This window comes from Phycisphaerales bacterium (assembly GCA_040221175.1).
Taxonomy (GTDB): domain Bacteria; phylum Planctomycetota; class Phycisphaerae; order Phycisphaerales; family UBA1924; genus JAHCJI01.
This window is the reverse complement of sequence record JAVJVK010000012.1, coordinates 17,548-30,060: the sequence shown is the minus strand read 5'-3', so window position 1 is coordinate 30,060 and position 12,513 is coordinate 17,548. Positions and strand designations below refer to the sequence as shown.

At 67.7% G+C, this 12,513-nt stretch carries 11 protein-coding genes; 4 read left to right on the top strand and 7 right to left on the bottom strand.

The window, feature by feature from the left end; genetic code table 11:
• Positions 1-31 precede the first annotated feature (31 nt).
• Positions 32-1,591, top strand: a complete 1,560-nt coding sequence (locus RIE32_09940; GenBank protein MEQ9096572.1) for a lyase family protein — start codon at positions 32-34, stop codon at positions 1,589-1,591.
• 161 nt (positions 1,592-1,752) lie between these two features.
• Here the strand turns inward: RIE32_09940 and RIE32_09935 are convergent, their stop codons facing one another.
• The 4 genes from RIE32_09935 to RIE32_09920 form a co-directional block, all read right to left on the bottom strand.
• Positions 1,753-2,055, bottom strand: a complete 303-nt coding sequence (locus RIE32_09935; GenBank protein ID MEQ9096571.1) for a DUF202 domain-containing protein — start codon at positions 2,053-2,055, stop codon at positions 1,753-1,755.
• Positions 2,056-2,074: 19 nt separating this feature from the next.
• Positions 2,075-3,784: a hypothetical protein gene (locus RIE32_09930; GenBank protein MEQ9096570.1), complete on the bottom strand. Its 1,710-nt coding sequence runs from the start codon at positions 3,782-3,784 to the stop codon at positions 2,075-2,077.
• A 612-nt stretch (positions 3,785-4,396) separates the two neighbouring features.
• Positions 4,397-4,921 carry a CHRD domain-containing protein gene (locus RIE32_09925; GenBank protein ID MEQ9096569.1) on the bottom strand — a complete coding sequence of 175 codons (525 nt, stop codon included), beginning with the start codon at positions 4,919-4,921 and terminating at the stop codon, positions 4,397-4,399.
• Between the two features lie 102 nt (positions 4,922-5,023).
• Positions 5,024-5,875, bottom strand: a complete 852-nt coding sequence (locus RIE32_09920; GenBank protein MEQ9096568.1) for a DUF4394 domain-containing protein — start codon at positions 5,873-5,875, stop codon at positions 5,024-5,026.
• Between the two features lie 118 nt (positions 5,876-5,993).
• Between RIE32_09920 and RIE32_09915 the strand changes: the two genes are divergently transcribed.
• Genes RIE32_09915 through RIE32_09905 form a run of 3 tightly spaced genes read left to right on the top strand, consistent with a single transcriptional unit; the run spans position 5,994 to position 8,729 of the window.
• Positions 5,994-6,626: a sigma-70 family RNA polymerase sigma factor gene (locus RIE32_09915; protein MEQ9096567.1), complete on the top strand. Its 633-nt coding sequence runs from the start codon at positions 5,994-5,996 to the stop codon at positions 6,624-6,626.
• Entirely contained in the window at positions 6,623-7,585 is a 963-nt protein-coding gene (locus RIE32_09910) for an anti-sigma factor (protein MEQ9096566.1), read from the top strand. Before RIE32_09915 ends, RIE32_09910 begins: the two co-directional genes overlap by 4 nt.
• Before the next feature lie 58 nt (positions 7,586-7,643).
• Positions 7,644-8,729: a transporter substrate-binding domain-containing protein gene (locus tag RIE32_09905; protein ID MEQ9096565.1), complete on the top strand. Its 1,086-nt coding sequence runs from the start codon at positions 7,644-7,646 to the stop codon at positions 8,727-8,729.
• On the opposite strand, the gene deoC is transcribed toward RIE32_09905, so the two are convergent.
• From deoC to RIE32_09890, 3 genes are read right to left on the bottom strand one after another with little or no spacing between them, the layout of a single operon-like run.
• Positions 8,705-9,523: a deoxyribose-phosphate aldolase gene (gene deoC / locus RIE32_09900; GenBank protein MEQ9096564.1), complete on the bottom strand. Its 819-nt coding sequence runs from the start codon at positions 9,521-9,523 to the stop codon at positions 8,705-8,707. The genes RIE32_09905 and deoC overlap by 25 nt on opposite strands.
• Positions 9,483-10,400 carry an alpha/beta hydrolase gene (locus RIE32_09895; GenBank protein MEQ9096563.1) on the bottom strand — a complete coding sequence of 306 codons (918 nt, stop codon included), beginning with the start codon at positions 10,398-10,400 and terminating at the stop codon, positions 9,483-9,485. The genes deoC and RIE32_09895 overlap by 41 nt, the downstream gene beginning before the upstream one ends.
• A gap of 12 nt (positions 10,401-10,412) precedes the next feature.
• Entirely contained in the window at positions 10,413-12,509 is a 2,097-nt protein-coding gene (locus RIE32_09890) for a site-2 protease family protein (protein ID MEQ9096562.1), read from the bottom strand.
• Positions 12,510-12,513 lie beyond the last annotated feature (4 nt).

Here is a 12,513-nt window from a genome sequence, read left to right as displayed (position 1 = left end):
TTTGCCTGGTCGCGCGAATATCATCGCCCGCATGACCACATCAGCCAACGACACGTACACGAGCCCGCTCGCCTCCCGCAACGCGTCCCCGGAAATGCTCCGCATCTGGAGCCCGCGGCACAAGTTCAACACCTGGCGGCGGATCTGGCTGGCGGTGGCCGAGGCCCAGCACGAGGTGACCAAGGGGTGGGACACGCCGCTTGTCTCGCAGGAGCAACTGGGCGAGCTGCGGGCGGTCGTCGAGCGCGGCATCACCGACGAGGAGATCGCCCGTGCGGGGGAGCTCGAACGCGACCTGCGCCACGACGTGATGGCGCACGTGCATTGCCTGGGCGAGCAGTGCCCGAAGGCGAAGGGGATCATCCATCTGGGGTGTACGAGCCAGGATGTGGTGTGTAATGCGGATTTGCTGCAGATCCATGAAGCATCGAAACTAGTTGCGACAAAAGTCGCGAGAACGATTGTGTCTTTGGGCCGCACCGCTCGTGAGCACATCGGCCTAGCAACTTTGGGCTTCACCCACTATCAGTCAGCGCAGCCATTGACCGTCGGCCGACGACTCGCACAATGGGCGAGCGACTTGCACCTTGCCGACGACTGCTTCATTGGGCGGCTCCACTGGTTCGGACTCCGGGGCCTGCGCGGGGCAACCGGGACTCAAGCGTCGTTTCTGAAGCTGCTGGACGATGACCATGAGTTGGTATCCCGCCTTGAAGGCTATTTCCTCGCATCGATCGATCTATGCGACTTTGCAAGCGATTATGCCAATGATTCAGACCCAAGACGCACGATTCGAGAGGCGTATGTCGGGCTCCAACGCGTGAACGCACTCCAGCTCACCACACAAACGTACCCGCGTGTGCTCGACTGTGCCCTACTTGGCGACCTCGCCTCGGTCGCCGCCGTCCTCCACAAGATCGCCACCGACATCCGCCTGCTCAGCAACCGCAAGGAGATCGACGAGCCCTTCGGCGAGAAGCAAATCGGCTCATCGGCCATGCCCTACAAGCGCAACCCGATGAAGTGCGAGCGGATCTGCGGGCTGACGCGTTTCGTGATGAACCTGGTGGGCAACGCGTATGACACCGCCGCCACGCAGTGGCTGGAGCGCACGCTCGATGATTCCAGCAACCGCCGGCTGAGCCTGCCCGAGGCGTTCTTAGCATTGGATGGCGCCCTCGACCTGATGCACCAGGTGGCGTCGGGATTGGTGGTGCACGAGGCGATGGTGCGGAAGAACCTGATGGCCGAGTTGCCCTTCCTGGCCACCGAGAACATTCTTATGGAGGCGGTGAAGGCCGGCGGCGACCGGCAAGCCCTGCACGAGAAGATCCGCGTGCACGCCCAGGCCGCGGGCATGAAGGTGAAGCAGGAGGGGCTGGAGAACGACCTCATCGAGCGGCTGCGCGGGGACGAGGCGTTCGCGGCCGTGCATCACCTGCTGACCGAGGACCAGCTGCTGGACCCGATGAAGTATGTCGGGCGCTCGGTCGAGCAGACCGAGCGGTTCTTGAAGGAGGTCGTCGAGCCGCTCAGGGCGCGGTATGGGGATGAGCTGGCGACGCTTGGGGGGAGTGATCGCGGGGTGTGAGCTCGGCCATCGCTCCGGCGGGCGCGCGGTCGCTCTTGATGAAGGGAATCAGCGGCACGTCGGGCTTGCAGGCCGAGAGGGCCCCGAGCGCGGCCAGCGCGGCGAGGGTGGCAAGGGCACGGCGAGTCGTTCTGCGGCGCATGGTGGTCTCCTTGGGCGCTTCATCTCGGCGATTCGGACGCCGGCCCGCCAGAACTCGCCGCCCGCATCACGCGATTGATCGCCCGCTGCGTGCGCACGGCCCGGTAGAAGCCCAGGCACGCCGTCGCGCCGCCGGCCAGCAGGAACACCGCCCCGAGCGTGTTGGTCAGGCCGCCGTCGAAGAACTTCAGCAGCGAGCCCCCCACCACCAGCATGCCCAGGGCCGTGCGCACGTAGGCCAGGAGCGTGCGCTCGTTGGCCAGGCGGGTGCGGTCGGCGGCCAGGCGGTCGGTGATGGAGGGCTGCCCCTCGCCTCGGTCCATGGAGGACTGTAGCGGCCCGCTAGCTCGCGTCGGGGTGGCAGTAGCACGAGGCGACGGGCGCCACGTCGGCGCGGGCCCAGACCTTCGCGCGGCGGGCGTCCACCGCGGCCGTGTCCTCGCCGGCGGCGTCCATCGCCTTGCTCAAGCCAAGCAACGCCCACCCGTTCTCGGGGTACTTCTCGAGGTCCTCGAGGTAGACGGCCTTGGCCTCTTCGTGCCGCCCCTCGGCCAGGAGCAGTGCGCCCAGGGCGTGGCGGACGGGCTGCATCCAGTCCGGCGGCTCATCGTAACTCAGTTGGTCTTCGAGTTCGACGCCGCGACGCAGGTAGGTAAACGCTTCCTCGGCGTTGCCGGCCTTGAAGGCGATCTCGCCCTTGAGCATGTGCCGCGCCACGGCGAGCACGTCGGCGGCCGGGCTGTTGCCCACCACCCAGTCCTCGGGCACCGTGGCGGCGACTTCCTCGAACGCGGCGAGCTCATCGCGCGCTTCGCTGACCCGCTGCGTGTTTGCGAGCGCGATGCCGCGGGCGTAGTGCCACAGGGCCAGGCTCAGGCGGCGATAGTCCTCGGGCCGCTCCTCCTGCAGGATGTCCTCCCACTTGCCGAAGCGGATCATCGCGTGGTAGGTCACGGGCATGAAGCCGTCGGCGATGAACGTCCATTCGCGCAGGAAGCTCTGCGGGATGTCGCGCTCCAGCTCGCGGGCGGCGGCCATGGCCGTCTCGTACCGCCCCTCCATCATCGCGCTCCACGAGAGGAAGTGGATGTTGTGGATGAAGTACAGGGCGTAGAACTCGGGCGCCGGCGCCTTCTCGAAGTACGCGCGGTCGGCCTTGATCGCCGCGACGTTGGCGTCGCTGGCCTCGGCCCACCGGCCAACTCTCGCATAGATGTGCGCGGGCATGTGCACCAGGTGCCCGCTGCCGGGCACGAGCGTGCGCAGGCGGTCGGCGGACGCCACGCCGCGCTGCGGCTCGTTCGACGCCTCGACCGTGTGGATGTAGAAGTGGTTCGCGCCCGGATGGTTCTCGTTGATCTCGAGCACGCGCTCGAGCGTCGCAACCACATCGAGCGTGCGGCCCTTCGGCGTGCCGTCCTTCTCCCACAGGTCCCAGGGCTGCAGGTTCATCAGGCTCTCGGCGAAGAGCGCGCCCACGTCGGCGTCGTTCGGGTATTGGTTCCAGACCTTCTCCATCGCGGCGGCGTAGGCCTCGTCCAGGGGCGTGCGATCCTCGGGCACGGGCATCGCGTAGCGCGCCGCGACCGCGCGGATCAGTGCGGCCTCCACGGGCGAGGCGTTTGCGATCTTCTCCATCGCGCGCTGCGCGGCGGCGTAGGCCTTCTCGCTCTGCTGCTCGCCCATCTGCGGGTTGTTGATGTGCAGGCCGAGCGCGTAGGCTTCGCCCCAGTGGGCCATGGCAAGATCGGGATCGATCTCGGCGGCGCGCTGGAAGCTGCGGATCGCCTCGTCGTGGTTGAAGCCGTACAGCAGCTGCAGGCCCTGGTCGAACCATTGCTGGGCCTCGGCCGAGTCGGTGCTGACGGTCCTGTGGTAGCCGCCGAAGCCGGCGTAGAGGGCCGGCGTGGTGGTGGGCGCGGTGATCGCCGCGGGCGTGCGCGCGGCGGCGCTCTCGCGCTGGCAGGCGGGGATGGCCAGCGCGGCCGAAAGGGCCAGGCCGGCGGCGATCATGATCGCGGCGGGGTTCGTGTAAATCTGGCGTCGTGGCATGGGGAGGCCTCCTCGTGTCTCGCGGCTCGGCCCCGCCGGCGGCCGCGGGCTCGCGCCGGTGGTCGCGCGGGGCACAAAGAGATCTTGGCCCGCGCCCGGGGTGGGGCAACTTGACTCCATGTGCACCCCCGCGGGCCGCGCCGCGTCGCGAACGCGACAGACCGCCGCGGAGTGGGACCGGGAAGCGGCCGGGCCGGGCACGCGGGCGTCGTGGATCGGGAGCCGGGCGTCGCCGATCCGGGCCTGGGCGTCGTGGATCGGCGGCTGAGCGTCGTGGATCAGGACCCGGGCGTCGTGGATCGGGACTTGGGCGTCGTGGATCGGGCCGTGATCCACGATGATCCGGGCCCGAGCGTCGTGGATCGCGCCGTGATTCACGATGATCGGCGGGCAACCATCGAGAGTCAGCGGCCGACTCTCGATGGTCGGCCGCCGAATCGCGACGATCTCGGCGCGATCGGGCACGCAGAAACCCCCAGAAATGGCGAAAAACCCCCGATCGGGTCCGATCGGGGGCGGTGCATGGGGCTCTTGGCGCCCAATGGGGCGGAACTGTTCGGGAAACCCCGCGATCCCGAGGCCAGCAGGGCCGCGGATCGCCGGGCTCGGGCCCTAGCGCCGGCGGCGCAGGGCGGTCAGCCCGGCCAGGCCGAGCACCGCGGCGCTCGCCGGGGCGGGGATGACCTGGCCGCGGATCTCGCCCGAGGGGTTCAGAGCGGTGTGGATGTTGACGTACCAGAGGCCCGCCTGGACGTCGCGGGCCTGGTCGGCGGTGAGCATGGTCGAGCCCATGAGCCGCCCGCTGGCCGGCTGGGGCAGGGGCACGCCGCTGGGCCCGCCGGCGAAGAAGACCTCGACCCCGGCGGTCTCGCCGAAGTCGGCGGGCCCATGGAAGTGGGCCCCCGGGTCGACGATGTCGCCGGTCAGGCCCTGGTAGGCGACGTCCCAGGTCAGCTCGTTGGTGGCCAGGTCGAGGGTCACCAGGCCGGTGCCCGAGGGGGTGGCCGCGCCGACGTCGGCCCGGGGCACGGTCTGCTCGACGTTGATGACGAAGTCGTACTCGAGCAGCTGGGCGCTGGCCAGCGTGGACGACAGGCCGATCCCGGCCGCGATGGTGATGGCGTGGATGGGATGCATGGGTTCCTCCTTCGATGCGTGGTGTCCCGCCCCGACGGATCGGGGCGGCGCTCTCATTGCGAAGCTACAAGCGCCGGCGCTGCCGGCAAGGAAAGGGCGCGATCAGCGTCGGCGGCGTGTCGCGACAACGCCAGCAAGGCCGAGCATGGCCAGCGTGCCGGGCGCGGGGACGATGGCGATGGAGCCCACGAGCGCGCCGCCGCCGATCTCGTCGATCTGCGTGGCCGCGCCGGTGTCCAGGTCGATCGACCAGAACGTCGAGCGGCCCAGGGCGATGTCCTGCACGGCGGCGTAGGCCGTGTTGGTGGCGCCGTCGATGTCGAAGCCGACCACGTCGGTCAGGTCGACGCCCAGCGAGCCCACGGTGTCGAGCGTGCCGGCGCTGTTGTCCTGCCGCACGAGGACGTCCAGGCCCGTGTCGATGCCGTAGAGCTGCGTGGTGGTCGCGCCCGGGACCGAGTTGGTGTACGCCGAACCGACGACGTTGGGGTCGGCGCCCTCGTTGATATCTCCGGCGCGATAGAAGAGGTCGGTCACCATCGTGCTGCCGCCGGTGATGGGATTCAGGACAAGGTTCTGGTCGGCGTCGCTGACCACGCGGATGCGGTCGATCGTTGGGTTGAAGTCGAAGCCGAAGCTCGAGCCATCGAGGCGATCGCTGAAGCCCGAGCCGATGCGCGTGGCCTGCCCGGTGCCCGGGTTGACGGTGTACAGGTTGTTCTGGCTGCCCAGGGCGAACAGCTCGCCGGTGGCCGGGCGGAAGTCGATGCCGATGGCCCGCTCGCCGCCGGCCAGGCCGCTGAGGAACGCGCCGCCCTGGATCGTGCCGGGGCTGGCGGCGTCGAACGTCACGAGCGACTGGGTGTCGGTCAGGCCGTAGACGAGCTGGGCGTGGGCGGGGGCGGCCAGGCCGGCGGCGGCGAGGGCAATGGTCAGGGCGTGCGAGCAGCGCATGGGGGTCTTCCTCCTGTGGTGGGTTCTCTTTCGTCTTCGGATGCCCGGTTCGCGCACGCGGCGGTTTGCGATGCACCGGCGCCGCGCTTTTCTGCGGCCCGGGGTTACACTCTGGACCATGACGGGCGCGGCGCCCCAACTCGAGGCGGCGAGGGTCGATCGGCAGTCGCTGCTGGAGCGCATCGCCCGCGGCGACGCGTCGGCGGTCCGCCCGCTCATCGACGCCTACGGCGGCTTCGTGTGGAGCATCGTGCGGGCGCGCTTCCCCGGACCCGCGCAGCAGCACGACGCCGAGGAAGTCGTCCAGGACGTGTTCGCCTCCATCTGGAAGCACGCGGATCGATTCGACCCGGGCAAGGGCAGCGAGAAGACGTTCATCGCGGTGATCGCCCGTCGGCGGGTCATCGATCGGCTGCGGCGGGTCGGACCCGCGCGAGAGACCGCGGTGGACGCCGATCGCCTCGACGGCCAGATCGACGATCGCCCGCTTCCGGGGACGTCGAGCGATGCCGATGACGTCCGGAAAGCCGCCGCCGCCCTGGAGAATCTGCCGCAACCACAGCGAATCGTGCTCCGATTGTTCATCGTTTCGGGCCACACCCACGAACAGATCGCAGACGCCACCGGCATTCCGCTGGGGACGGTCAAGAGCCACATCCGCCGGGGATTGGCCAGGATCCGTGAGGACGTACGGGCCGAGGGGCAGCAACCAGCGAGCAAGCGGCAGGACATGGGAGGGGCCGCAACATGAGCGTGCATCGCCCACACGACACCGCCGGCTTCGAGCCCGTGACTGCCGATGAACAAGCCGAAGCGCTGGCCCTGGCCGCCATGGCCGAGGAAGAGCGCTTGCCCGCGGCCTTGGCATCGGCGATCGAGCAGCAGGGACAGGCCGCGATGCGTGAAGACGAAGGTCCGAAGATCGATGATGTTCGATCGCACGATTCAAAGCCCATGCGCGTTCCCTGGGCGCTGCTTGGCATCGCCGCGGCACTCATGGTGGGCGCGGGCATCGGGCTGGCCGTTCTCACCGTGACGATGCAGGGCAAGAACGATCGCATCGCCGAACTGGAGACGCAGCTCTCGCGGGCTCGGGCCCAGGTCGAACAGAACCAGGCGTTCCTGGCCGAGCTGCGCACGCAATTGGACTCGCGTCAGGGCGAACTCGACGAGGCCCAGACCGCCCTGGCCGCCGCGGAAGAACGGCGGCTCCAGTTGGCCGAACGGCTGGCAACGGCCACGAGCGACCTGGAACAGGCCGAGCTTCGCATCGCGCGCTACGAGGAACCGGTCGACCCGGCAACCCTGGCGGCGAATCGCCAGAAGCTGCTCGAACTTCCCGGCTCGGTAAGGCTCGCCTGGACGCCGTTCGACCTTCCCGACTCGCCGGCCGAGCAACAGGACGTGCGCGGCGACGTCGTCTGGAACGATGAGTTGGAGCAGGGCTACCTGCGATTCGTCAATCTTGACGTCAATGACCCGACCAAGGAGCAATACCAGGTGTGGGTCATCGACGATCGCGGCATGGAGCAGAAGGTCAGCGGCGGCGTGTTCAACGCAACGGCCGATGGCGAGGTGATCGTGCCGATCGATCCGGCGCTGGATCTGGGACGCGTGGCGTTGTTCGCCGTGACGGTCGAAGAGCCGGGCGGCATCATGGTGCCCGATCTTCGTCGGCGTGTCGTGGTGGCCCCGCGCGATGATGGGTAAGGTCCCGCAAGGATCGAGCGCGGTGGCCTGACTTGCCCGAGGCCCGTAACGTGAGCACATGAAACACGTTCTCCTGCTCGTGACAGTGTTGTTTGCAATGCTGGCGCCCCCAGTCTTTGGTCAAGATGCAGCCGCGGAAACGCCCCAAACGCTCCGCGTTTCCACGACGATCACGCCCCCGTTCGTCATCCAGGACGGTGACGCAGGCCTGACCGGCATCGACGTGGAATTGTGGAATCGCGTGGCCGACCGACTGGGCGTGCAGACCGAGTGGAACGTCACGACGCTGAAGGACGCGTTGGACTCGGTACGCAGCGGCGACTCGGACGTGGGAATCGCGGCGCTGACCATCTCGCGTGAGCGCGAAGCCGAGATGGACTTTACGCACGCCTACTTCAATTCGGGCCTGGGCATCGCCGTAGACAGCTCGAACTCGGGCGGTGCGGGGCTTTTCTCGATCGCCCGGGGCCTGGTCAGCCTTGCGTTCCTCCAGGCGGTGGGCGCGTTGGCGCTCGTGCTCCTGATCAGCGGCTTGCTCATGTGGTTGTTCGAACGCAAGGCCAACAGCGAACAGTTCCCCGGCGGCGTCCGAGGGCTGGGAGACGGCTTCTGGTGGAGCGCCGTGACCATGACCACCGTGGGATATGGAGACAAGGCGCCCGTGACCTTTGCCGGCCGGGTGATTGCGTTGATCTGGATGTTCACGAGCATCATCATCATCGCGGCCTTCACCGGAGGAATCGCGAGCGCCATCACCGTGGGCGCGCTGGATGGCAAGGTTCGCGGCCCCGAAGACCTGCCCAACGTGCGCGTTGCCGCGCCACAGGGCACGACCGCGGCGGAGTACCTTCGTGACAACGGTGTGCGACCGCGGGAGGTCGAGTCGGTCGAGGACGCGTTGCGGATGCTGGCCGATGGTGAGGTTGATGCCGTGGTTCACGACGCACCGGTCCTGCGCTCGCTGGCTCGGAAGCGATCAGAGGTTCGCGTGCTCGAGGCAACCTTCGCACCGCAGAGTTACGGCATGGCCCTGCCCGAGGGCAGCGACCAACGCGAGGCGATCAACCGAGCTATTCTGGCCGAAACCAGCAGCGCCGGCTGGCAGGATCTCCTGGAACGCTACCTGGGCTCGTCCGGCCCCTGATGGATTGAGTTACGAAGCGAGTCCAGGAGGCTGGACGCGCCAATGCGGAAGTACTGGCTGTTCGGCGCGTGCCATTCCCGATGATCACACATCGCTCGTGCCGCTTGAGACCAGTACGCGATCGCGTCGTGGGCCGTGCGCACTCCGCCCGCGACCTTGAGGCCGACCCGTGGGCCACCAGTCCGCCAGCACTCGGCCAGCACGTCGAGCATGATCCCCGTTGCATCGAGCGTGGCGGCTGGCTGGGTCTTGCCCGTGCTCGTCTTGATGAAGTCGCCGTCTCGCAGCAGGGGCGCGATGAGTTCGCTGGCGGCGCGAATGTTGCCATCGCCGCCGAGTTCACCGGTCTCGAGGATGACCTTCAGCCGGGCTTCGCCGACGGCATCGCGGATCTCGGACACCTCTTCGACGACGCGCTCAACGCGACCTGCCAGGAATTCGCCCCGGCTGATCACCATGTCGATTTCCGCGGCCCCCTGCTCGCATGCCCATGCTGCCTCGGCGACGCGGAGGTGCAGCGGGCTCATGCCGCTGGGAAAGGCGCCCGCAACGGACGCGAGTTTCACGGCCGAGCCTTCCAGCGCCTCGGCTGCAGAGGGCGCCATGGTCGGATACACGCATATGGCCGCAACCGTGGCCGACCCGTCGCCGAGAGGATCGAGTCCGGTAGCACACAGCTTCCGGACGCGTTGGGCGGTATCGGTGGCCTCGAGGGTGGTCAGGTCGAGCACCCCCACCAGATGGCGGAGCAACTCAGGTTTGAGCGATGGCTGCGATGGCGTTGGTGTACTCACGCTCCATCATCGCACGGCACGGCGGATTCTTCCACAGGTTCTGATGGGTTCCGCCGGGAATTTCAACGAATCGTCCCTGCGGGCATGCCTCTGCGATCTTCCGACCGTCCTCGATCGGGCAGGTTGGGTCGGCATCGCCATGTAAGACCAGCAGGGGGCAGGTAAGCCGTGCCGCGAAGGCGGCGCGGTCGAACGGCTGCCGGTTCGGACCGGTCAGGCCCGGGCCAGTCCAGCGGCCCGTCGAGGCCAAGCCGATGTAGGCCAAGGCAGGCTTGAGATTGAACCAGATCGGGGAGCGCTGGAATCGCATGACATTGCGGGCCGGCGTCACCGGAAGACGATACGGCGCTTCGACGATCACCCGTGCGATGCCGTTGGCGCCGGCCGCGGCTGCGATCGTGACGGCCGACCCCATCGAAGACCCGCACAACACCAGCGGCCGATTATCGCGAACGCGATCGATCAGGGCGCGCAGGTCGGCGGTCTCGAGGATGCCCAACGTGCATCGACCCCCGCTCTCGCCATGACCGGGCATGTCCCAGAAGATCACGCGCGAGCAGAGACTGGCCAGGAGGGAAAGGCGCCGTATCGAATGCACTTTGCCACTGCCCCAGCCATGGGTCATGATGGCCACTGGCCCATCCTCTACCTCGCCGGCGACGTCCCAGACCGCCAACTCCCTACCTTGGCTCTGCAGGGTCCAGGTCTCGAAGCCTCTCGGTTCGTCGAGTTCGCTCGGATCCCCGGGCCTGCCGCGTGCGACGGCGCTGGCGTAGGTCTGCCTGGACGGATGGGTGAGCGTGCGGGCCGTCAGGACGACGAGCGCGAGCCAGTAGATCGCCGCGCCGATGAAGAGCAGCAGCAGGAGTCCGAGCACGCCCTCCACCGTTCAGAGCCCGGTGAAGACGTTTCGGATGTCGTTGAACGTGACCAGGAGGAACGCCGCGCCAATAAGCAGCAAGCCCGCGACGGTTGCCACGCTCTGCACGGCTTCGGGCACGGGCTTGCCCCGCACCCACTCGAACAGGATGAACAGGAACTGGCCGCCGTCGACGATCGGCAACGGCAGGAAGTTCACGACCGCCAGGTTCACGCTGATGAGCGCCATAAAGAAAAGTAGCCAGATGATCCCACGGTCCGCCACACGCGTGCCGAGGTGGGCGATGCCCACGGGCCCCTTCAAGTGCTCGACCTTCACGCTGCCCTGCACCAGGCGAGCAAAGGTCAGGTAGGTCATCATCATCACGCGATGCGTCTCGGCCAGGCCCACGCCGATCGCGTCGATGGGTCCATCGGCCCGAAGCGTGAACTCGGCGGGCTGAAAAATGCTCAGCAGCCCCGCTGGCGGACCAAATCCCAATTCATGGAGTTCTGCCACCTGCTCGGCGGTCAACGAGAGCGTGCGTTGCACAGGCTCTGCGCCCTCGGCGTCTTCGGGGAGGTACAGGCTCACCGGTATCTCTGCAAGAGATCCGCGATCGAATGCTTCCGCCGTTGCGTCGATCAACGCCGAACGAATCTCCGCAAAGTCCGAAACCGCTCGGCCATCCACCGAGGCAATTCGCAGGCCCGGACGATCGATGGCGATCGGGCGCGACTCGAAGCCCGCTGGCGGGAGCGACACCCTGGCAGCATCGAGATCCTGATCTGGATAAAAGCCGATGGTGCCGTCGCGCTGCACGCTTGCGTTTAGCGACGCCTGCTTGCCTTCGCGGACCACGACGATGGGGATGTCTCGTCCGGCGTGGCGTTTGATTTCCGCGATGCCAGCGGTGATGCTCGGGTACTCCAGCGAGCCGAGACGTGCGAACAGATCGCCGGTCCGCAGCCCCTGCTCGTAGCCCCGGGCGACCGTGTCGAGTTCGCCCACGGTCATCACGGGCGTCAGCCCGATGAGATGGGTCTGGGGGGAACTGGCGCCCGACGGCATCGACACCAGCGTTTCCTGGAACTCGGGCCGTGGCTCGACCCGGACGCGGCTGGTCCGGCCATCCTGCTCGAATTCGAGCACCACGGGTTGGCCCTGCGACTGGGCGAAGACTTCCGACAACAGCCCGGCATCGTTGATCGGCCGGGCCGTGCCACCGGCCGGCTCGACGGACACGAGCGTGCTGCCCGGAGGAACGCCCTCAAGGCCGAGCCGCTGCATGACGCGGTCGTAGCCCGCCCGGTCGCCACCATCTTTGTACACCCGCGTCGACCGGGCGGGCGCGACGCCGATGTCCTGGAGATTTGTGAGTTCACTCTTCCGAGGCTCAACGATGAACTCCAGCGGCTGATCGAAGCCATCGCGCTCCACCACGAGGTCGATCGGCCTGCCGGGAGTCGCCATGGCGGTGGCAAGCATCAGGTCGTTGAAGCTGCGCGCTTCCCGTCCGTTGATCCGGAGGACCGTGTCACCCGGCTTGAGCCCCGGCTCGACGGAGTCTTGCTCGACCGGCTGCGCCGCGGCCGCGGGGCCGTTCGACGCGACCGCCCCGATACGCGGCGGCTCGGTCTTCAAGCCGATCATGAATACGAACATGAAGATGAACGCCGCGAGAACGACGTTGGCAACGACCCCCGCGGAGATGACCACCAGGCGCTTGGCGGGATGGCATCGCTGATAGCTGTCGGGCGCGTGGCTGGTGGCGCCGGGGTTGGCGTCCTCCTGGCCCAGCATCTTGACGTAGCCCCCGAAGGGCAGCCAGTTCAGTCGATACTCGGTCGGGCTGACATCGCTGGGCGGCTCCTGGTGGATCGTCAGCCCGCGATCGGCCAGCATGGCCCGGTATGCCGGCTCGCTGCTGCCCCGGCGAATGCCCAGACCCTTGCGATAGCTGAACATCGCGGGGCCGAATCCGACGGCGAACGCGAAGACGCGGATGCCAGCCCAGCGGGCCGCCACGAAGTGGCCCAATTCGTGGATGACGATGATCAGCCCGAAGCCCACCACCACCAGCAGCAGGTCGAAAACGGTCGAAAACAGGGGGAGGAGTTGGGCCATGTCC

Coding starts and splice junctions, on each gene's coding strand:
- RIE32_09940 (MEQ9096572.1), top strand. CDS start 32: ATGACCACATCAGCCAACGACACGTACACGAGCCCGCTCGCCTCCCGC.
- RIE32_09935 (MEQ9096571.1), bottom strand. CDS start 2,055: ATGGACCGAGGCGAGGGGCAGCCCTCCATCACCGACCGCCTGGCCGCC.
- RIE32_09930 (MEQ9096570.1), bottom strand. CDS start 3,784: ATGCCACGACGCCAGATTTACACGAACCCCGCCGCGATCATGATCGCC.
- RIE32_09925 (MEQ9096569.1), bottom strand. CDS start 4,921: ATGCATCCCATCCACGCCATCACCATCGCGGCCGGGATCGGCCTGTCG.
- RIE32_09920 (MEQ9096568.1), bottom strand. CDS start 5,875: ATGCGCTGCTCGCACGCCCTGACCATTGCCCTCGCCGCCGCCGGCCTG.
- RIE32_09915 (MEQ9096567.1), top strand. CDS start 5,994: ATGACGGGCGCGGCGCCCCAACTCGAGGCGGCGAGGGTCGATCGGCAG.
- RIE32_09910 (MEQ9096566.1), top strand. CDS start 6,623: ATGAGCGTGCATCGCCCACACGACACCGCCGGCTTCGAGCCCGTGACT.
- RIE32_09905 (MEQ9096565.1), top strand. CDS start 7,644: ATGAAACACGTTCTCCTGCTCGTGACAGTGTTGTTTGCAATGCTGGCG.
- RIE32_09890 (MEQ9096562.1), bottom strand. CDS start 12,509: ATGGCCCAACTCCTCCCCCTGTTTTCGACCGTTTTCGACCTGCTGCTG.